This window comes from Streptomyces sp. NPDC014864, from assembly GCF_043081525.1.
Taxonomy (GTDB): domain Bacteria; phylum Actinomycetota; class Actinomycetes; order Streptomycetales; family Streptomycetaceae; genus Streptomyces.
In genome coordinates this window covers 219,599-239,148 of sequence record NZ_JBIBWT010000002.1, presented here as the reverse complement: position 1 = coordinate 239,148, position 19,550 = coordinate 219,599, and the positions used below count along the sequence as shown (strand labels likewise).

The window sequence follows — 19,550 nt, the reverse complement described above, 5'->3', positions numbered from 1 at the left end:
CCGGGCCTGAGCGCGCCCCGGGGACGCCCGCTCGATGATGGGCGCAGGTGCTTCCGGATCAGAGGACGTCGCGATGCCCCGCTCCTTCCGTCCGCGCGGTCGCGGGCCGCTCTCCCGGCCGGCCGTGGCCGTCCTGCTCTGCGTCGTGGCGTGGGGGGCGCTGGCCGGATGCGGCGGCGGCTCGGACACCGGGACTCCGGCCCGCTCGACGCCGGCCTCCCCGGACACCGCCTCGTTCTCGGGCACGCCGCCGTCGGCGCTGGCCTCGTCCGCCGCGTCTGCCGCCGCGTCCGCGCGGGCCTCGGCCTCGGCCGCCGCCTCGTCGGCGTCGGCCCGGGCTTCGGAGTTCGAGGCGTCGGTGTCGGCGGAGACCGTCCGGGCGGCGGCGACGGCGCAGCGGGAGCTGAAGAACGTGCCGGGCCGAGGCAATGCGCTCTCCGAGGTGTCCATGCAGGGGCTGCCGAAGGAGCGCACGGGCGGCGTGCTCGCCGTGCTGGTCACCATCGCCAACAAGACCGGTCACAAGGCGTCGTACGCCGTGCAGGTCGATTTCAAGGACTCGTCCGGCCATGTCGTCGAGACCCGTTTCGTCGGCGCGGAGAACCTCGAGCCCGGGCGGAAGGAGCAGCCCATCGCGTTCAGCCGCGCACCGGCCGAGCCCAGGCTGACCGCCTACCTGGCCAAGGCCCAGCGCTACTGAGCCTCCGTCCCGCCGGGGCCCGGGCCCCCGTCAGCGGGGTGCCGCGGCCGCACAGCGCACGCAGGTGGTCGCCGCAGGGCGGACTTCGAGCCGTGCTGCCGGGATCGGCTCGCCGCACCCGGCGCACCGTCCGTACTCGCCCCGGTCCAGGCGCTCCACGGCGCGGTCCAGTTCGGTCAGGTGCTCACGGCTCTGCGCCAGCAGGGCGGCGACATGGGCTCGCTCGAAGGCGGTGCTCGAGCCCTCCGGGTCGTGCTCGTCGTCGATCGCCACGAGTGCGTTCGCCTCGACGATCCCGTCGAACTCCCGGGTCAGCGCGGCGATCCGGGCGAGCGTGTCGACACGTGCGGCCGCCAGCAGCTCCCGGGCCGGTTCCCGGTCGGGCGCGGAGCGCGGGCCGTCAGGGGATGAATCCGTCATGCCGGTAGAAACATCCGCGCCCGGGCCGGAATTCCGCACCCGCCGCGGCCCGGGCTCCGGGGCGGGTGGTCCCGGTCCGGGGCGCGCGCCCCGATCCGGGGGCACGAGGCGGTGCGCGGGCGCGGGTTTGCGGCTACTGCCGGGCATACGGCGGCAGTTGGGCCGGGCTGACCCGCTCGCCGAGCACCTCGGCCATGAACTGGACCAGCCACCGCTGCGAGGGGGTGCGCGAGGACTCGTGCCGGGCGTAGAGGGCCACCTCGATCGGCTCGGTCTCGAACGGCAGCCGCACCAGCCGGAGGCGGTGGGAGGCGGTGAAGACCTCGCCGACGAACTCGGGGACGATGGCGATCAGGTCCGTCCGCTCCAGCAGGTAGGGGAGCAGCGAGAAGCGGGTCGCGTCCAGCGCCACGCGGTCCAGGAGCCCGTGCGCGGCCAGCACGGCACGCGGCACCACGTGCCCGCTGGGGCCGAAGACGGTGGCGTGGTGCTCGGCCGCCAGCTCCGCCAGCGTGACCGCCTCGCCCCGCACGCGCGGGTGGTCGGCGGCGACCATGCCCACGTAGCGCTCGTTGAAGAGCGGGATCCGCACGGTGCGGTGGGAGGTCAGCACCGGGGTGGCCACGAACGCGTCGAGATCCCCGCGGCGCAGTTGCTGCTCGGCGTCGTCCACGTCGAGGGGACGGACCGTGAACGACACCAGCGGCGCCCGCTCGCGGGCCGCGGCCAGCAGGCGCGGCAGCAGGGTCGCCTCCCCCAGGTCGGACAGGGCGAGGGTGAATCGGCCCGGCACGGCGGCGGGATCGAAGGCGTCGGCCTGGCGAAAGGCTCCGTCGATGTCCGCCAGGGCCCGCTGCAGCGGCTCGTACAGCCGGCGGGCCCCGGCGGTCGGGGTCAGCCCGTGGCCGCTGCGCCGGAACAGCTCGTCGTCGAAGTGCCGCCGCAGCTTGGCCAGGCTGTAGCTGACGGTGGGCTGGGTGACGTGCAGCGTCTCGGCGGTGGCGGTGACGCTTCCGGTCTCGTAGAGCAGCACGAAGACGCGCGCGAGGTTGAGGTCGAAGTTCCTCATATAGACGCAGTCTATATCGCCAGGCCGGAACATCTATTGGTGTCCATGTGGCGGCCTGCCTAGCGTGTCCGGCGTCACAACGGAAAGGAACGCCGTGCCATCCGTGCGTCGTGTCTCCCACGAGTTCCTGGAGCGCCAGGGGCTCACCACCGTCTTCGGGAACCCCGGCTCCAACGAGCTGCCCTTCCTCGCCGACCTGCCCGACGGCTTCCGCTACGTCCTCGGTCTGCACGAGGGCGCGGTGCTCGGCATGGCGGACGGGTACGCCCAGGCGACCGGCCGGCCGGTCCTGGTCAACCTGCACGCCGCCTCCGGCTCCGGGAACGCGATGGGCGCGCTGACGAACGCCGTGGCCTCCCGCACCCCGCTCGTGGTGGTGGCGGGCCAGCAGGTGCGCTCCGCCGTGGGCCCGGAGGCGAACCTCGCCAACGTCGAGGCGCCGGCGCTGATGAAGCCCCTGGTCGGCTGGGCCGCGGAGCCGGCCTGTGCCGAGGACGTGCCGCGCGCCCTGGCGCAGGCCGTCTTCGAGGCGCGGCTGCAGCGGCGGCCCACGTACCTGTCGGTCCCCTACGACGACTGGGACGCCGAGGCCGGGGAGAACAGCCTCGCGGTGCTGGACCGGCGGGTGCGGCGCGCCGGTGCGCCCGGCGGGGAGCAGGCCCGGTGGCTGGTCGAGCAGGTCACCTCGGCCCGGCGGCCCGCGCTCGTGCTGGGCGGCGACATCGACTCCGACGGCCACTTCGACGAGGCCGTAGGGCTGGCGGAGCGGCTGGGCGCTCCGGTGTGGGCGGCGCCGTCGCTGTTCCGGCTGCCCTTCCCCAACCGCCACCCGCAGTTCCGCGGGGTGCTGCCCGCCGGGATCGCGCCCGTCAGTGCCGCCTTCGAGGGCCACGACCTCGTTCTCGTCCTCGGCGCGCCGGTGTTCCGCTACCACGAGCACCTCCCCGGCCGGTACCTGCCGGAGGGCACCCGGCTGATCCAGGTGACCGAGGACGCCTCCGCCGCCGCGCGGGCTCCCATGGGCGAGGCGCTGGTCGCCGATCCCGGAGCGGTCGTCGAACTGCTGGTGAAGGTGCTCGGCGAACCCGAGGCGCCCCGGGACCCGTACCGGGCCGTGCCCGAGCCGCCCACCGCGGACGGGCCGCGCCTGCACCCCGAGCAGGTCTTCGCCGCGCTGCGCGACGAGCTGCCCGGGGACACCGCGTACGTGGTCGAGTCGACCTCGACCAACGCATCGTGGTGGCGCCAGATGGACCTGCGCCGGCCCGGCTCCTACTACTTCCCGGCGGCGGGCGGGCTCGGCTTCGGCCTGCCCGGCGCGGTCGGGGTCGCGATGGCCCAGCCCGGCCGGCCGGTCGTCGGCGTGATCGGGGACGGCTCGGCCAACTACGGCATCACCGCCCTGTGGACGGCCGCCCAGCAGCGCGTCCCGCTCACCGTCGTACTGCTGCGCAACGGTACGTACGGGGCGCTGCGCTGGTTCGGCGGCCTGCTCGGCGTGCCGGACACGCCCGGGCTGGACATCCCCGGCCTGGACTTCACCCGCATCGCGGAGGGCTACGGCGTCCGGGCCCAGCACGTCACCGGCGCCGAGGAGCTGCGGGCCGTCCTCTCCGACAGCCCCGGTCACCCGCGGCTGATCCAGGTGGACACGGCGCTCACGACACCCTCCTGAACCCCCGGCGCACCCGCTCCCGCAACCGCAGAAAGGCGATCCGATGACACTCCTGGACAACGAGGTCTGGGGCAGGAAGTTCTACAGCGACGGCTGGACGGACTCCGCCCTGGAGCACCCGGTGGTCGAGCCCGCGACCGGTGACCGGCTCGCCACCGTGGGCCTGGCCTCGGCCGAGGACGTGCGTCGCGCCGCCGCCCGCGCCGCCGAGGCCCAGCGCGCGTGGGCCGCCACCGCCCCGCAGCGGCGGGCCGCCGTACTGCGGCGCGCGGGCGAGCTCCTCACCGAGCACAGCGACGCGACGGCCGACTGGCTGGTTCGCGAGGCCGGCTCGGTGCGGGCCAAGGCGGGCTTCGAGGTGCAGCTCGCCGTGGGCGAGTGCTTCGAGTGCGCGGCGCTGCCCACCCATCCCCAGGGCGAGGTGCTGGCCTCGGAGGAGGCCCGCTGGTCGTTCGCCCGCCGCCGCCCCGCCGGGGTCGTGAGCGTGATCGCGCCCTTCAACTTCCCGCTGCTCCTCGGCCTGCGCTCGGTGGCGCCCGCGCTCGCCCTGGGCAACGCGGTGCTGCTCAAACCGGACCCGCGGACCGCCGTGAGCGGCGGTGTCGTCATCGCGCGCGTCTTCGAGGAGGCCGGGCTGCCGGCCGGTGTCCTCCACGTGCTGCCGGGCGACGGCTCGGTGGGCCGGGAGGTGATCGAGGCGCCCGAGGTCCGGGTCGTCTCCTTCACCGGCTCCACCCCGGTCGGGCGGGCGATCGGCGAGCAGGCGGGACGTCTGCTCAAGCGGGCGCACCTCGAACTGGGCGGCAACAACGCCCTGGTGGTGCTGCCGGGTGCCGACGTGGCCAAGGCGGCCTCGGCCGGCGCGTTCGGGTCCTATCTGCACCAGGGCCAGATCTGCATGACGACCGGGCGGCACATCGTCCACGAGTCGCTGCTGGAGGAGTACACGGCCGCGCTCGCCGCGAAGGCCGAGGCGCTGCCAGTGGGCGACCCCGCCCGCGAGGACGTGGCGCTGGGCCCGCTCATCGACCGGCGTCAGCTGGAGCGGGTGCACGGCATCGTCACGGAGAGCGTCGCCGCGGGCGCGAGGGTCGCCGCGGGCGGCGAGGCCGTCGGCGCCGGCTACCGCGCCACCGTGCTGGCCGGGCTGACGACGGACATGCCGGCCTGGCGCGAGGAGATCTTCGGCCCGGTGGCGCCCGTCATCGGCTTCTCGACGCTGGAGGAGGCCGCACGGATCGTCAACGACTGCGAGTACGGCCTGTCCGTGGGCATCCTCGGGGACGTCGGTACGGCGATGAAGCTCGCCGACCGGATCGACTCCGGCAAGGTCCACATCAACGAGCAGACCGTCGCGGACGAGCCGAACGCGCCCTTCGGCGGGGTCAAGGCGTCCGGCACCGGGTCCCGTTTCGGCGGCGCCGCGGCCAACGCCGAGGCCTTCACCGAGACCCAGTGGGTCACGGTCCGCCCGGACATCGCCGACTACCCCTTCTGACCCCCGCACCCCGCGTCCGGCGCATCCGCCGCCCCCACGCTCCGGCGCGCCGCCCGCTGCCCGCAGCCGGCCCGCGCACCCATCAGTTCCGGGGTGGACTCCACCCCGGTTCCTCCGCACCCCGTCGCACCCGTCCCCGGGGGTGATGTCACCCCCGCTCTCCCGTCCCTGGGGGGAATCTCATGGCACCCGCTGTCCCGTCCACCACCCCGGCGCAGACCGGCACCGCCGGCCGCAACGGCTGGACGGTGGTCCTGTGCTGGATCACCGTCCTGCTGGAGGGCTACGACCTCGTCGTCCTCGGCGCCATCATCCCGACCCTGCTCAAGACCCACCATCTGGGCATGACCGCCGCCGACGCCACCACCGTCGCGACGCTCTCGCTCGTCGGCGTGGCCATCGGCGCGGTCTGCGTCGGCCCGCTGGCCGACCGGCTGGGCCGGCGGATCCTGCTCATCGGGTCGGTGGTGCTGTTCTCGCTCTTCACCCTTCTGGTGCCGCTGGCCGGCTCCGTCACGATGTTCGCCGTGCTCCGCCTCATCGCGGGCGTGGGTCTCGGCGCCTGCATGCCGGTGTCGCTCACGATGATGGCCGAGCACATGCCGGCCGCCAGACGGGCACGGGCCAGCACGCTGACGATGACCGGCTACCACACCGGCGCCGTCATCACCTCGCTCCTGGCGCTGCAGGTGACCGACAACTGGCAGATCCTCTTCTACGTCCTGGGCGTCGTCGGCCTGGTCGTCGCCGCCGTCCAGTGGTTCCGGCTGCCCGAGTCCGAGGCGTTCGTCAGCGCCAAGGGCGCGGCCGACTCGCCGCGCGTCCCGTTCACCGAGCTGCTCAAGCCGGCCTACCTGCGCGCGGGCATCGGGATCTGGGTCGCCTCCTTCATGGGGCTGCTGCTGGTGTACGGCCTCAACACCTGGCTGCCCAAGCTGATGAACGACGCCGGCTACCCCGTCCCGACCGCGGTCACCCAGCTCCTCGTGCTCAACTTCGGCGGCGTCGTCGGCCTGATCCTCGGCGGGTTCGTCGCCGACCGGCGCGGCATCAAGGGCACCACGCTCTGCTGGTTCGCGGTCGCGGTGGCGATGCTGGCGGCCCTGAGCATCAAGATGGACAGCGACCTCCTGCTCGACGTGGTCGTCTTCCTCACCGGCGTGTTCGTCTTCTCGGCCCAGGTGCTCGTGTACGCCTACGTCACCCACTACTACCCGGCCTCCGTCCGCGGCACCGCCCTCGGGTCGGCCTCGGGCATCGGCCGGATCGGCTCGATCGTCGGCCCGACGATCACCGGCGCCCTGGTCGCCGCCGGGATCGGCCACCCGTGGGGCTTCTACTTCTTCGCCACGGTCGCGGTCCTCGGCTTCCTGGCCGTGCTGACCCTGCCGCGCGGGGCGGAGCACACGCGGGTGGAGAGCGCGCCGGCGCAGGCCGCCGAGCCCGCCGTCTGATTCGGCGCATCGCACGGCACCGTTCGGCGGCGGTACGGGTCTCTCCCCGGGGGCTCGTGCCGCCGTCGCACGTGCAGTGGCCGGGGCAGTGGCGGCGCGCCGCGCACGGAAGCCGGATTCGTGAGGATTGCGGCGGGGGTCTGCCTGGTATACGTACGCGAGCCAGCGCCACAGGCACGTACACCAGGAGGCGGAACATGCGACCGGCGGCCGAAGACACGAAGACCGTGGACGACCCGAGGACCGTGCAGTCCCCGCGTCCCACGGATCTCACGGGTGCCGGGGAGGCCGGCGGACACATCGGGCTCGTCGAGCGCGCCGCCCCCATGCCCGGCGGCGAGGCGCGGGCCGACGCCGACGCCCGCAAGCAGCGCCTGCGAAGACGGCTGGAACGGCTCCTCGGCATAGCCGCCACCGAGGGCAACGAGCTCGTCCCGCTGCGCAACGGCGACGCGATCTTCCCGGCGATGCTCGAGGCGATCCGCTCGGCCCGGCACACCGTGGACATGATGACCTTCGTCTACTGGCGCGGCGAGGTCGCCCGGGAGTTCGCCGCGGCCCTCGCCGAGCGGGCCAGGGCGGGAGTGCGGGTCCGCCTGCTGCTCGACGGGTTCGGCGCGAAGGAGATCGAGCAGGATCTGCTGGACGACATGGACGCGGCCGGGGTGCAGGTCGCCTGGTTCCGCAAGCCGGTGCGGCTGTCCCCGTTGAAGCAGAACCACCGATGCCATCGCAAGGCCCTGATCGTCGACGAGTCCGTGGCCTTCACCGGCGGGGTCGGCATCGCCGAGGAGTGGTCCGGGGACGCCCGCGGTCCCGGCGAGTGGCGCGACACCCACGTCCAGGTCCGCGGCCCGGCCGTCGACGGCATCGCCGCCGCGTTCGCGCAGAACTGGGCCGAGTGCCACGACACGCTCTACGACGAGCACGACCGGTTCACCGACCACGCGCAGCCGGGGCGCGCCACCGTCCAGGTGGTCCGCGGATCGGCCAGCTTCGGCTGGCAGGACATGCAGACGCTGATCCGCGTGATGCTGACCTCCGCCGAGGAACGGTTCCGCCTGTCCACGGCCTACTTCGCCCCGGACGTCTACTTCGTGGACCTGCTGGCGGCCACGGCCCGGCGGGGGGTGACGGTGGAGATCCTGCTGCCCGGCCCGTACACCGATCAGCGGGCGTGCCAGCTGGCGGGCCAGCACCATTACCAGACGCTGCTCGACGCGGGCGTCGTCATCCGCCAGTACCAGCCCACCATGCTGCACACGAAGATCATGACGGTGGACGGGGTGGCGTCGCTGATCGGCTCCACCAACTTCAACCGGCGGTCCATGGAGCACGACGAGGAGGTCATGCTCGCGGTCCTGGACGAGGACTTCACCGCGACCCTCGACCGGGACTTCGACCACGACCTCGAACGGAGCGAGGCGGTCGATCCCACGCGCTGGCGGCGCCGTCCGCTGGGCCAGCGGGTGCGGGAGGCCGCGGTGCTGCCGATCCGCCGCTTCCTCTGAATCCCGCGGCCGTCGCGGATTCCTCGGATCCTCTCGTCGGGCCGTCGGGCCGTCGGGCCGTCAGGCCGTCAGGGAGTCCGCGTCGGGGGCGTCCGGGTCGGCGAGGACGGAGGCGAGCAGGCTCGGCTCCTCGTCGCCCGTGGGCAGGGCCTGCTCCGCCCAGATCACCTTGCCCTGCGGGGTGTACCGGGTGCCCCAGCGCTCGGTCATCTGCGACACCAGGAACAGGCCCCGGCCGCCCTCGTCGGTCGTGGCGGCGTAGCGCAGGTGCGGCGAGGTGCTGCTGCCGTCGGACACCTCGCAGATCAGGGAACGGTCGTAGATCAGACGCACATGGATCGGCGCGCAGCCGTACCGGATGGCGTTGGTCACCAGTTCGCTCAGCACCAGTTCCATGGTGAAGCCGAGCGTGGTCAGGCCCCACTCGTCGAGCTTGGCGACCGCCTCGGCGCGTATCCCGGCGACGGCGGCCGCCTCCGGCGCCACGTCCCAGTCGGCGATCCGGTCGGTCGGCAGCCCGCGGGTGCGGGCGATCAGCAGGGCCACGTCGTCCTGGGGCCGCTCGGGCAGCAGCTCCTCCAGCACGGCGCGGCAGCTCTCCTCCGGCGGCCGGTCCGGGTGGCCGGCCAGGGCCCGCCGCAGCATCTCCATGCCCACGTCCAGATCGCGCCTGCGGTCCTCGATGAGACCGTCGGTGTAGAGGACGAGCTGGGCGCCCTCGGCGAGCTCCAGTTCGGCGGTCTGGAACGGCATGCCGCCGAGGCCGAGCGGCGGGCCGGCCGGCAGTTCGGGGAAGGTGACCTCTCCGTCCGGGCCGACCAGCGCGGGCGCCAGGTGTCCCGCGCGCGCCATGGCGCAGCGCCGGGTCACGGGGTCGTAGACGGCGTACAGGCAGGTGGCGCCCACGACGGCCGCGGCGATCTGGGTGCTGTCCTCGTCCTGGTCGATGCGTCCGACCAGGTCGTCCAGGTGCTGAAGCAGTTCGTCGGGCGGCAGGTCGAGGGTGGAGAAGTTGTGCACCGCGGTCCGCAGCCGGCCCATGGTGGCGGCGGCGTGCAGGCCGTGGCCGACCACGTCGCCGACGACGAGCGCCACCCGGCTGCCCGGCAGGGGAATCACGTCGAACCAGTCCCCGCTCACGCCCGACTGGGCGGGCAGGTAGCGGTAGCCGACCTCCAGTGCGGTCTGCTCCGGCAGGGCCCGCGGCAGCAGGCTGCGCTGGAGGGTGACCGCCAGGGCGTGCTCGCGGGTGTACCGGCGGGCGTTGTCGATGCTGACTGCGGCGCGGGCGACCAGTTCCTCCGCCAGTGACAGTTCCTCCGCCTCGAAGGGGCCGTGCTCCTTGGAGCGGTAGAAGTTGGCCATGCCCAGGACGACGCCGCGGGCCTGGATCGGCGCCACGATCAGGGAGTGGATCCCGTAGTTGATGATCTCCGCGGTGCGCTTGGGGTCCTGGGCGTGCCAGCCCATGGCGCCCGACAGGTCGCCGACCAGCACCGCGCGGCCAGCGCGGAAGCCGCGGGCCTGGGGCGTGGACGGCAGGAAGTCGATCAGCCGGCCCTTCTCGTAGAGCGGGTGGTCGTCCCGTATCCCGTACACCGTGATGCGCCGCATCCCGGTGGCGGTCCCGGTGGCGGTCGGCTCCTCTCCGTGCAGCACGGCGTCGGCCAGGTCCACGGTGACGAAGTCGGCGAACCGGGGCACCGCGACCAGGGCCAGCTCGTCGGCGGTTCTGGCCACGTCGAGGGTGGTGCCGATGCCCAGTCCGGCGTCGTAGAGCAGTTTGAGGCGTTCGCGGGCCACCTCGGCGCGGCCGGACACCGCTTCCAGTTCGGTGGAGTCGCGCAGGGTGACGACCCATCCGCGGGGGCCGCCCCCGTCGCCGCCGGTGGGGCGCTGGTTGACGGCCAGCAGCCGGGGTCCGGCGACGTGTACCTCGTCGGTGGCCTCGCGTCCGGAGGTGAGCAGAGCGGCCGTCTCCGGTTCCAGGACCGTGAGGTCACCGACGTTCCTGCCCTCGGCGTCCTCGGGGAGCTGGAGGAGTCGTTTGGCCTCGTCGTTCGCCAGCAGCAGCCGTCCGTCGCAGCCGATGATGAGCACACCCTCACGGACCGAGTGCAGGACCGCGTCGTGATGCTCGTACATACGGGACATCTCGAGCGGGGCGAGACTGTGGGTCTGCCGGCGCAGCCGCCTGCCGACCAGGGCCGTCACACCGGTCGCCACCCCGAGCGCGCCCGCACCCGCGGCGAGGATGATCGGGATCTGGCGGTCCACCTGATTGGTCACGTTCTTGACCTTCAGACCGGCCGAGACGAGCGCCACCACCTTGCCGGAGCCGTCGCGGATGGGCACGGTGGCCTGCACTTCCTGTCCGAGCGGACCGTGCACGCTCTCCGTGTAGACCCGCCCCGCCAGTGACGGCCCGATCGTGCCCACGAACCGCTTGCCGATCCGGTCGGGCAGCGGGTGGGTGTAGCGGATGCCGTGGGTGTCCATGACGACGATGAAGTCCACGCCCGCGGCCCTGCGCCCGGCCTCGGTCAGCGGTTGCAGCGCTTTCGTGGGATGCGGGGTGCGCAGTGCGGCGTTCACGCCCGGGGAGTGCGCGAAGGTCTGGGCGACGGCGATGGAGCGGCGCTTGGCCTCGGAGTCGGTGTCCCGCTGGGACTGCAGAACGAGAGCGAAGACGGCGAAGGCCACGAGCAGCACGACCAACGCCACCTGCAAGATGAAGACCTGCCCGGCAACACTCCGCGGACTCTTCCCCACCAACGAGCGCAGCGATATACGTCGAAGCCGGGCAAAACGCTCTGCCATCTCGCCTTTCTAACACCCCCCCACCCAAACCGTCACCCCCCATGCCCCCTGGGGCCCCGCCCGCCGGAGCTGCCCCGGCCCCCTGGGAGGCGCTCGTCAGGGGGCCGGGGCACCGCGTGGCGATCATCGATGGCACGTCGCGGACACCGGGTGGCGGGCCCGTCCACCGGCGCTGCGGCGCGGGACCGCGGCGGGCCGGGCGGCGAGGTCAGGCGCCGACGCTCTCGGCGAGCGCGGTGTACTCCTCGTCGCTCAGGGTGATCTCGGCTGCCGCGACGTTCTCCTCCAGGTGCGCCACCCGGGAGGTGCCCGGGATGGGGAGCATGACCGGGGAGCGGCGCAGCAACCAGGCCAGGGCGAGCTGCGAGGGGCTCGCGCCGTGCTGCTTGGCCGCGCTGTCGAGCGGGCCGCCGGGGCGGGCGAGCTCACCGGTGGCCATGGGGAACCACGGGATGAACCCCAGGTTCTCGCGCTCGGCGTGGTCGAGGACGTCCTCGGCGTCACGGTTGGCGAGGTTGTACAGGTTCTGCACGGACACGATCTCCGCGATCTCGCGCGCCTGCCCGATCTGCTCGACGGTCACCTCGGACAGGCCGATGTGCCGGATCTTCCCCTCCTGCTGCAGGAGCACCAGTTCGCCGAGCTGGTCGGCCAGCGGCACCTTGGGGTCGATGCGGTGGAGCTGGTAGAGGTCGATGCGCTCCAGGCCCAGGTGGCGCAGGCTCAGCTCGGTCTGCTGCCGCAGGTACTCCGGCCGGCCGACCGGTCGCCAGTCGTCCGGGCCGGAGCGCGTCAGGCCGCCCTTGGTGGCGATGACGAGATCGTCGGGGTAGGGGTGCAGCGCCTTGTGGATCAGCTGTTCGCTGACGAAGGGGCCGTAGGAGTCGGCGGTGTCGATGAAGTTCACCCCCAGCTCCACGGCGCGCCGCAGCACCCGTACGGCCTCGTCGGGGTCCTTGGGCTCGCCCCAGATGCCGGGACCGGTCAGTTGCATGGCGCCGTAGCCGAGGCGGCGGACCGGTAGGTCGCCGCCCAGGGAGAAGGTGCCGGAGGCCTCGGCGGGGCGGGTGTGGGAGGGGGTGCTCATGGTGTGCCTTCGTGGAAGAGGGAGCTGCTTCGCAGGTTTCTCGGGTGCCCTTCCGGGGCGCGGGCCAAGCGGGTAGTGGAGGAACGTTGTCGGCCCATGGGCCGCCACCCGCTCCCCTCACCGGTCACCGGTCACCGGTCACCGGTCACCGGTCACCGACGGTGCCCACCGGGGCCCGCCTCGGTTCCTGGCCGCCCATAGGAAAGGGACAAGCTCCGGCGCTCAGGAAAGGGAGCGGGCTCAGGTGCGCAGGAACGGGAGCGGCGCGTAGGAACCCGTAGGAAAGGGTGCGGGCTCAGGCGGCGAAGCCGATGCTCGTGACGTACTCGTACTGGCCCCACTCAGAGCCGAGGTCCACGACGGCGTCGCTGACCCAGGCGTCTTCCAGCGCCGCCTCGTCGTCCTCGGCCCATGCCCGGACGATGCGGTCCCAGTGGCGGACGTTGAGCGTGCGGTACTCCAGCACGCGCTGACGCGGGCGCGGGACCTGCGACTGGTTGAGGGGGTGGAACTCCACCCGGGTGCCGCGGCCCTCGCGGTTGAGGCGGGCCAGCAGATAGCGGGCGACGTTGTGCCGGCGCACGGTCCGGTACGCCGTTTCGATCCGGTGCAGGTTCGCCGGCGACGGGAGGCGCCTGCCGTCGAGCCACGCCCTGAGCGTACGGTCGGTGACCGTCAGGCCCGCCTCGCGCGCCGCCCGGCGGGAGTGCTCGGTGCGGGTGAGGTAGTGCAGCCGGGCGAGCAACCCTCGGCGCACCGTGATCGGCGTGGCGACGTAGCCCGCGAGGGCGTCGAGCCGGCGCGCCACGGCCTCGTGGCCCTTGACGCCCCGGGCGCCGTACAGACCGAACTCGATGTTGCGCTCAGGCACCTGAGGCCTCCTTCCTCCGCGCGCAATCTACCGGGTCACCGGGCCGGACCGGGGTCCTCGCCGACGGTGTACGTGTCCTTGATCTTCACCTCGGCCACTCCCCGGCCCTCCGGGAAGACATTCCGCCAGTCACCGATCACGTGCAGCTCGTCGGTGCCCATCACGCGGACAGGCGTGAGGCCCTCCTCGTGCGCCTTGTACGCCTTCATCCAGAGGTTGGCGAAGGCCTGGGAGCGGATGAGGTGCATCCAGTCGGGGCGGTACAGCTCCCGGTTGTAGTTCGACTCCCCCATCGTGGAGACGAACTTGGAGTACATCGCCTTCACGTACTCCAGCGTCACCTCGTCGTCCTCGGCGATCGCCCGGTCGCGGGCGTCCTTGAGCGCGACCCGGAACTTCTCCAGGAGGTTCTCGGTCGCGCCCGAGGTGAACGACTCGTGGATCCGCGGCGGCTCGCACAGACCGTACTTCGGCCCGGACAGGCGCAGCAGCAGCCGCAGCGTCGGCTCCGTGACCCACAGCGGGCCCGGTTCGTCGCGGTTGCCGATCGGGTTCGGGAGGTGGGCGCCGTGGTCCCAGTCCGGCGGGGTGATCAGGTGGACCCCGGCCCGGCGGCGGTCGTGACCGAAGCCCGTGGAGTGCTCCAGCTGACCGATGGGAAGGTGGGTCTTGAGCGCGGAGAGATAGGCGCCGTTGACGTCCAGCGCCGTCACCTCGTGGGCGCCGGGCGGGAGCTCGCGGCGGGCCCACTTGGGGCGGGCCTCCCAGATCTGGTCGGCGCCGCGGGCGCTCTGCTTGCGCAGGACGTCCGGGATCCAGGGGTGCGCGACGACGTCGTAGCGTCCGCCCTTGCGTGTCTCGTCCAGCAGGGCCATGGCGTCCGGGATGGCCCGCTTGACCAGCGCCGCGGTGGCCTCCGCCAGGTCGCCCCCGTGCTGGGCCAGCGCGGCCGCGACAGCGCGGCCGATCAGGTCGGGGGCGTCGGAGGCCGCCCGGACGCGGCGGCCCACGGGGACGACCGGGACGGGCTCGTGCGCACCGGGACCACGCCTCGGGCGGCCCGGTCGCGCGGGAGATGCGGGCCGCGGCTCCGGCGCGACCTGGTCCGTCACGGGGGTCGCGGGCCGCGGCGGCCGCGGCGCGGGGGCCGGTGCGCCGCACTCGGCGGGGTCCAGGTGCTGCGGGAAGCCCGCGACCTGATGGCGGGCCGGGGCTCCGCACAGGACGCAGGGCTCGGGCGCCGCGAGGGTTTCCACCTCGTCGGCGCCACCCTCGTGGGCACCGGCCGAGATTCCGGCTCCGGCCTCGGTCCCGGAGCCGATTCCGGTCACGGTGTCGATACCGATCCCGGTCGCAGTGGCGGTGGCCGGCGCGGTCTCGGCATCGGCGGCATGGGTATCGGCGGTCCCGGCGGCCTCGTCCTGCGGGACCTCCAGCTTGGTGCGGGCCCCTTCGAGGAAGTAGGCGTACTTCTCCCGGACCTCGCCCGACGGGTCCCGTCCCGACTCCCAGCCGCCCACCGTGGACGGACCCACTCCGAGGGCCTGGGCGAGCTGGGCGCGCGAGAGGTTCAGCCCCTCCCGCAGCGCTCGGCGTTCGGTCGCCGGCGGCAGGGGGACCTCCGGCCCGGCCGCGGCGAGCAGCGCGTCGATCGCCTCGAAGTCCGTCATCGCGGCAGCTCCTCCCGTGTCCCCGGAGCAGCGGCGGGCAGGACCCGCCGTCCGGCCGGGCGCCGGCGGGCGTCCGGCAGGGACTCCGACGCCCGGGTGGGCCCGGCCAGCAGGTCCAGTACGTCGATGCCGAAGTGCGCGGCGACCGCCTCGCAGTCGTCCAGACTCCAGGCCGCGCTGCCCGACTGACGGCGGCTCACCTGGGCCTGGCTCACCCCCAGCGCGGCCGCGAGGCCGGTCTGCGACTCGCCGGTGGCGTGCAGCAGAGCCGCCACCGCCGACCGGACCCGGTCCGCCAGAGTCATCCGCATGGCGCCGAACCTACCACCCGTATCCCATGAACCATGCGAGAGACGCATACCCGGTGATCGACCGGAACCGGAGGAGAAGCCCGATCGCGCTCTTGTACTTGACCACCCCAGGCGCTTCAATACCCCTCACCCCCACAGGAGAACACCCGTCCCACACCCGTCGAAGGGGTTCTTCTTGACCGCCGTACGCGCCACCGCCGTCACCGCAGCGGCCTGCGCCACCGTGCTCGCCACCGCTCTGCCCTCGTCCGCGATCAACAGCTACAACGCGACGCCCGCGCCTGAACGCACCGAGGTCGGGGCACTCGTGGCCACCTGGGACAACGACGACGACCCGGCGACCCCGGACCGCGTCGACTGGGTCTGCTCCGGCACGATGATCGACGCGGACACGTTCCTCACCGCGGCCCACTGCACCACCGACTGGCCGGACAACGTCAAGTTCTACGTCTCCCTCGACCAGGACGTGCAGGCCGGTCTGGACGCCGCCGCGAAGCGGTTCCCGGGGGACCCGGCCGCCCAGGCGAACGCCGTCGCCGTCCAGGGCACGGCTCACAGCCACCCCGCCTACCCGGGCCCCGCCTCGGACCCGCACGACATCTCCGTCGTCGAACTGCCCGCCGCGAAGATGAAGGCCCGCTGGTCCTTCACCCCGGCCACCCTGCCGACCGCGAACCAGTTCGGTGCCCTCGGCCCCCGGCAACTGAACGCCACGGACTGGTTCGTGGCCGGATACGGCACCCAGGAGGCCGTGAACGGGCCGGGCGGCCAGACCCATCCGGGCGGCGGCGTGCGCATGAAGGCGCCCGTGACCTTCGACGCGCTCAACGACGCCTGGGTGCGCCTCGCCATGACCGCGCCCCAGGGCAACGGCGGTGCCTGCTACGGCGATTCCGGCGGCCCCAACTTCGCGGTCATCGGCGGCAGGAACATCCTCGCGGCCACGACCATCACCGGCGACGGCCCCTGCTACGCCACCAACGTCTCGTACCGGCTGGACACGCCCGGGGCGCGGGCCTTCCTGTCGCCGTTCGCGAAACTGCCTTAGCGGATCGCGGTAGTGGGTCGCGGTGGCGGATTCCCGTAGCGGGTCCCGCCGGCGAGCGACGGTCCCCCGGGCCCGGCCCGGGGACGAGCCCTGCCGTGCCGACGGCGACGGCCGTCGGCACGGCGGAACACTGCGGGTGCGGCGGCACAGACACACGCCGTAGCGCCGAGAGGCCGTACCGTACCGAGGGACCGGATCAGCCGGCGTGGATCCGGCCGTCCTCGACGACGAGGCGCTGCGGCTCGGAGCAGCCGATCGAGGGCGTGATCAGCAGGCTCACCTCGACGGGCGCCGGTTCGCTGCCGGAGGTGGAGAACCGGCACACGGCGCCCTTGCCGGTGAGCGGATACCAGAACCAGCCGTCCACCGCGCCCACGGTCGCCCGGTCGGACTCCTTCCAGGCGCCGCCGCTCAGCGTGTCCACCCGCAGCCGCACGGAGGCGGCGTACTCGTCGTCGGTGGAGCGGATCGCGGTCAGGGTGATCCTGTAGTCGCTGCCGAGCACCGAGGACGCGATCTGCCGCGTCTGCGGCGGGACGGACCGGGCACCGGTCTGGGCGGCCGAGGCACCGGCGGCGGTCAGACCGGTCGCCAGCAGCGCCGTCAGGGCCGCGGCCGTGCCACGGCGGGTCAGGGTACGGGTCGTGCTCATGGGTGATCCCCCCGTCGGTTGGAGCGGTAATACGCGAGAACGTCCGATTGATCCCGCACACCGGATGAGACTCCCGGACCGGCCAGGAGGTTGTACGGCACGGCAAAACGGCTTGTCCTCGGGCTCAACTTGTCTTGTGGTGCTCTGGTTCGGAGGCTTCCGGGCCGGTTATGGTCCTGAAACGCAGCGCCCGTCCGAGACGAGGGAGACCCCTGGGTGAGACCCCCGCACGCAGCCCTCACCGAGACCCTGCGCCGGGTCGACGCGCTCCTCGTGAAGTCCGGCCGGACGCGGGCGGACGTGCTCGACGCGGACCGGCTGTCGTGGGAGACGGGGATCCCGGCACCGGTCGTCGCCGCGCTGCTCGGCGGCCAGGACGGTCCGGAGGAGGAGTTCGGCGACCGGATCCGGACCCGCATCCTGCATCTGCGGCAGACGCGCCGCCGGCCGGACGGCTCCCGCTACTCCTACAGCGAGATCGGCGCGTCGTTCGGCGCGTCCGGCGCGGCGATCTCCGCGATCGTCAACGGCCGGAGCAAGTGCGGTCCGCTCGCGGCCACCCAGGCCGGCATCGAGAAGTTCTTCTTCGGCCAGGCCAACGGGTTCCTGTCGGCGGAGGCGGTACCGGCGCTCAACGCCGCCCTGCAGCCGGTCCTCGGCCGGCTGGAGCACGAGATGGACCCCCTGGCCGAGGCGCTGTCCCGGTACGACGACGTCCGCGGCGTCGCCCTCCGGCAGGCGCGCGATCTGCCGGAGGAGCGGTGGAACGTGCTCAACGCGACCCTGAAGGCCCTGCTGGAGCTGGACGTGAAGGAAGGGACGCGGTGACTTCGCCGGCTCGGGCCATGCGGCGGCTCACCGCCCGGCTGCTGGCCGTCCTCGAACTGCCCGACGGCGACGAGGGCCTCTTACCGGCCGTCGCCAGGGCCGTCGAGCAGGTGCGCGGGCGTCCGGTCCGGCTGCACGCGGTGCCGTTCCCGCCGGACATCGCCAGCGGGCTGTGGATCCAGCGCCCCTCCCACGACGTGATCGCCTACGAGGCGCACACGGACCTGGAGCACCAGTTGGTGATCATCGGCCACGAGGTCTGGCACATGTTCGAAGGGCACTGCCGCTCGCTCACCGCCCACGGACCGGCCGCCTCCCGCGCCGGTGACGGTGGCGCGCCGGACGCGGTGCGGGACGTGGTGGCGGCGGTCTGCGCGGCGGACGGCACCGGGGCCCCGCCGGAGCGGCCCCTGGACGTCAGCCTCCACGTCGCCCTGCGGGCCGACGCCAGCACCGTGCACCAGGAGGAGGAGGCCGAGTTCTTCGGCGTGCGGTTCGCCACCGCGGTGGGGGCCGCCCGGACGGAGGCCCGGTCCGGCGTGGACCTCAGGAACCTCGCCGGACGCATCCGGTTCTCCCTCGCGCACCGCATCCGGTCCTGACCCGGTTCACGAACCGCCGCCCCGCGAGGGCCGCCCCGAGGAGACGCACCGCACCGTGAGCCACGGTCCCGGCAACACCGCCTTCTACCTCTGCGGGAGCCTGCTCCTGCTGGTCTGCCTGCTCAAGCTCCCGGCACTCTTCCGCAGGCCCCACGACATGCTGCTGCGTGCCGTGTGCCTGCTGCTGTTCGCCGGGGCGCTGGTCTTCTTCTTCGCCGCCCCGGACTCCATCGCCGCGATCAACCGGCTCACCGGGATACCCAACTTCGCCGCCCCGATGGCGTATTCGGCGCTGATCGCGTTCTCCGGGGCCAGCCTGCTGCTGATCATCAACTGGCGCCCGGCGCCACCGGAGCAGACCCGGCGGGCGTCCCGGATGTGCGTCACCGCCTACGGTCTCGTGATCGTCGCGATCAACGTGCTGTTCTGGTGGGGCGACGCCCCGGTGGAGCAACTCACCCTCTTCGACGGCTACTACGCCGGCACCCCGTTCATCAGGGAGATGATCCTCACCTACCTGGTGGCCCACGGCGTGGCGACCATGGCGACGAGCGTGCTGTGCTGGTGCTGGTCGACAGAGGTCCACGGCTCCCTGCGGGCCGGGCTGCGCATCCTGGCCCCCGCCTATCTGCTGCACGTGTGCTACGACGTCCTCAAACTGGTGGCGATCGGCGCCCGTTGGACCGGGCACGACCTGGACTTCCTCATCGACCGGGTGGCCCCGCAGACCGCGGCTCCCTCCGCCCTGCTCGCCTGCACCGGGTTCGCGCTCCCCCTGGCGGGGCCGCGCATCGCCCATGTCGCCCATGACATACGGCAGTTGCGCCAACTGCGCCCACTGTGGCGGGAATTGCGGCAGGTGCCCACTCCGGGTGCCGTCCGCACCTCGCTGCCGTGGTGGTCCCCGCCCGCGGTGCGCCTGACCGGCCGGCGGACCGCGATCCACGACGCGCTGCTCGCCCTCGCCCCGTACTGCGACCTCGGCGGGCGCGAGCGGGCCCACGCCGCCGCCCTGGACCGGGGCGAGGACGCGCGGTCCGCCGCCGCCACGGCCGACGCCGTGATGATCGTCCTCGCCGGCGCCCGCCGGCGGCGCACCGGCGCCGGGCCGTCACCGGACGCCCAGGTGCCCCCGTGGCGCCCACGCGATCTGGTCCTCCTGTCCCGGGCGCTCGCCTCGCCCGTACTGTCGGACCTCCGCGCGCACCACCGTGCCACCGCAGAAAGCAGCCCGTCATGAACGACGTCACGAGAGCCGTCACACGAGCCGTCGCCCAAGCCCTCACGGAGGTCGCACCCACGGCCGTCACCAGGGCCGCCGTGCGGCAAGCGGC

Annotated in this window: 17 protein-coding genes; 9 read left to right on the top strand and 8 right to left on the bottom strand. The window is 73.2% G+C overall.

The features are described from left to right. Positions 1-73 precede the first annotated feature (73 nt). A complete protein-coding gene (locus tag ACF1A5_RS04985; protein ID WP_392191415.1) occupies positions 74-700 on the top strand; it encodes a hypothetical protein in 627 nt (208 codons plus the stop codon). Between the two features lie 30 nt (positions 701-730). Here ACF1A5_RS04985 and ACF1A5_RS04980 read toward each other — a convergent pair whose 3' ends face one another. Continuing rightward, complete coding sequence (locus ACF1A5_RS04980; protein ID WP_392191414.1) at positions 731-1,120, bottom strand: TraR/DksA family transcriptional regulator; 390 nt, start codon at positions 1,118-1,120, stop codon at positions 731-733. 133 nt (positions 1,121-1,253) lie between these two features. After that, complete coding sequence (locus tag ACF1A5_RS04975) at positions 1,254-2,189, bottom strand: LysR family transcriptional regulator (RefSeq protein ID WP_392191413.1); 936 nt, start codon at positions 2,187-2,189, stop codon at positions 1,254-1,256. Positions 2,190-2,283: 94 nt separating this feature from the next. Between ACF1A5_RS04975 and mdlC the strand changes: the two genes are divergently transcribed. From mdlC to ACF1A5_RS04955, 4 genes are all read left to right on the top strand, one after another. Further along, on the top strand, positions 2,284-3,864 hold the full coding sequence (gene mdlC, locus ACF1A5_RS04970) for a benzoylformate decarboxylase (protein WP_392191412.1): 1,581 nt from the start codon (positions 2,284-2,286) through the stop codon (positions 3,862-3,864). A 43-nt stretch (positions 3,865-3,907) separates the two neighbouring features. Beyond that, on the top strand, positions 3,908-5,362 hold the full coding sequence (locus ACF1A5_RS04965) for a benzaldehyde dehydrogenase (RefSeq protein ID WP_392191411.1): 1,455 nt from the start codon (positions 3,908-3,910) through the stop codon (positions 5,360-5,362). Between the two features lie 182 nt (positions 5,363-5,544). Then, the gene (locus ACF1A5_RS04960) at positions 5,545-6,816 is read left to right on the top strand and encodes an MFS transporter (RefSeq protein ID WP_392191410.1); all 1,272 of its coding nucleotides are present in this window, start codon (positions 5,545-5,547) and stop codon (positions 6,814-6,816) included. A gap of 326 nt (positions 6,817-7,142) precedes the next feature. Continuing rightward, positions 7,143-8,327, top strand: a complete 1,185-nt coding sequence (locus tag ACF1A5_RS04955) for a phosphatidylserine/phosphatidylglycerophosphate/cardiolipin synthase family protein (protein WP_392191684.1) — start codon at positions 7,143-7,145, stop codon at positions 8,325-8,327. Between the two features lie 60 nt (positions 8,328-8,387). Here ACF1A5_RS04955 and ACF1A5_RS04950 read toward each other — a convergent pair whose 3' ends face one another. The 5 genes from ACF1A5_RS04950 to ACF1A5_RS04930 form a co-directional block, all read right to left on the bottom strand. Next, entirely contained in the window at positions 8,388-11,147 is a 2,760-nt protein-coding gene (locus ACF1A5_RS04950; RefSeq protein ID WP_392191409.1) for a SpoIIE family protein phosphatase, read from the bottom strand. A 208-nt stretch (positions 11,148-11,355) separates the two neighbouring features. Continuing rightward, the gene (locus ACF1A5_RS04945) at positions 11,356-12,234 is read right to left on the bottom strand and encodes an aldo/keto reductase (RefSeq protein ID WP_392191408.1); all 879 of its coding nucleotides are present in this window, start codon (positions 12,232-12,234) and stop codon (positions 11,356-11,358) included. A 295-nt stretch (positions 12,235-12,529) separates the two neighbouring features. Continuing rightward, positions 12,530-13,105: a transcriptional regulator gene (locus ACF1A5_RS04940; RefSeq protein WP_392191407.1), complete on the bottom strand. Its 576-nt coding sequence runs from the start codon at positions 13,103-13,105 to the stop codon at positions 12,530-12,532. Between the two features lie 35 nt (positions 13,106-13,140). Continuing rightward, complete coding sequence (locus ACF1A5_RS04935; protein ID WP_392191406.1) at positions 13,141-14,775, bottom strand: helix-turn-helix domain-containing protein; 1,635 nt, start codon at positions 14,773-14,775, stop codon at positions 13,141-13,143. Beyond that, positions 14,772-15,086 (bottom strand): helix-turn-helix domain-containing protein, encoded by a 315-nt coding sequence (locus ACF1A5_RS04930; protein WP_392191405.1) that lies wholly within the window; start codon positions 15,084-15,086, stop codon positions 14,772-14,774. The genes ACF1A5_RS04935 and ACF1A5_RS04930 overlap by 4 nt, the downstream gene beginning before the upstream one ends. A 175-nt stretch (positions 15,087-15,261) precedes the next feature. Between ACF1A5_RS04930 and ACF1A5_RS04925 the strand changes: the two genes are divergently transcribed. Then, entirely contained in the window at positions 15,262-16,134 is an 873-nt protein-coding gene (locus ACF1A5_RS04925; protein WP_392191404.1) for a trypsin-like serine protease, read from the top strand. 196 nt (positions 16,135-16,330) lie between these two features. Here the strand turns inward: ACF1A5_RS04925 and ACF1A5_RS04920 are convergent, their stop codons facing one another. Continuing rightward, positions 16,331-16,786, bottom strand: coding sequence for a hypothetical protein (locus ACF1A5_RS04920; protein WP_392191403.1), 456 nt, complete (start codon positions 16,784-16,786; stop codon positions 16,331-16,333). Between the two features lie 216 nt (positions 16,787-17,002). Here ACF1A5_RS04920 and ACF1A5_RS04915 point away from each other — a divergent pair, with 216 nt between their 5' ends. The 3 genes from ACF1A5_RS04915 to ACF1A5_RS04905 are packed head-to-tail and all read left to right on the top strand — an operon-like array spanning position 17,003 to position 19,456. Beyond that, complete coding sequence (locus tag ACF1A5_RS04915; protein WP_392191402.1) at positions 17,003-17,614, top strand: XRE family transcriptional regulator; 612 nt, start codon at positions 17,003-17,005, stop codon at positions 17,612-17,614. Next, positions 17,611-18,216 (top strand): hypothetical protein, encoded by a 606-nt coding sequence (locus tag ACF1A5_RS04910; protein ID WP_392191401.1) that lies wholly within the window; start codon positions 17,611-17,613, stop codon positions 18,214-18,216. The genes ACF1A5_RS04915 and ACF1A5_RS04910 overlap by 4 nt, the downstream gene beginning before the upstream one ends. Before the next feature lie 55 nt (positions 18,217-18,271). Further along, entirely contained in the window at positions 18,272-19,456 is a 1,185-nt protein-coding gene (locus ACF1A5_RS04905; RefSeq protein ID WP_392191400.1) for an MAB_1171c family putative transporter, read from the top strand. Positions 19,457-19,550 lie beyond the last annotated feature (94 nt).

Excerpts from the sequence above, each read along its gene's own strand:
- ACF1A5_RS04985 (WP_392191415.1), top strand. The coding sequence starts at position 74 with ATGCCCCGCTCCTTCCGTCCGCGCGGTCGCGGGCCGCTCTCCCGGCCG.
- ACF1A5_RS04980 (WP_392191414.1), bottom strand. The coding sequence starts at position 1,120 with ATGACGGATTCATCCCCTGACGGCCCGCGCTCCGCGCCCGACCGGGAA.
- ACF1A5_RS04975 (WP_392191413.1), bottom strand. The coding sequence starts at position 2,189 with ATGAGGAACTTCGACCTCAACCTCGCGCGCGTCTTCGTGCTGCTCTAC.
- ACF1A5_RS04965 (WP_392191411.1), top strand. The coding sequence starts at position 3,908 with ATGACACTCCTGGACAACGAGGTCTGGGGCAGGAAGTTCTACAGCGAC.
- ACF1A5_RS04960 (WP_392191410.1), top strand. The coding sequence starts at position 5,545 with ATGGCACCCGCTGTCCCGTCCACCACCCCGGCGCAGACCGGCACCGCC.
- ACF1A5_RS04955 (WP_392191684.1), top strand. The coding sequence starts at position 7,143 with ATGCCCGGCGGCGAGGCGCGGGCCGACGCCGACGCCCGCAAGCAGCGC.
- ACF1A5_RS04950 (WP_392191409.1), bottom strand. The coding sequence starts at position 11,147 with ATGGCAGAGCGTTTTGCCCGGCTTCGACGTATATCGCTGCGCTCGTTG.
- ACF1A5_RS04945 (WP_392191408.1), bottom strand. The coding sequence starts at position 12,234 with ATGAGCACCCCCTCCCACACCCGCCCCGCCGAGGCCTCCGGCACCTTC.
- ACF1A5_RS04935 (WP_392191406.1), bottom strand. The coding sequence starts at position 14,775 with ATGACGGACTTCGAGGCGATCGACGCGCTGCTCGCCGCGGCCGGGCCG.
- ACF1A5_RS04930 (WP_392191405.1), bottom strand. The coding sequence starts at position 15,086 with ATGCGGATGACTCTGGCGGACCGGGTCCGGTCGGCGGTGGCGGCTCTG.
- ACF1A5_RS04920 (WP_392191403.1), bottom strand. The coding sequence starts at position 16,786 with ATGAGCACGACCCGTACCCTGACCCGCCGTGGCACGGCCGCGGCCCTG.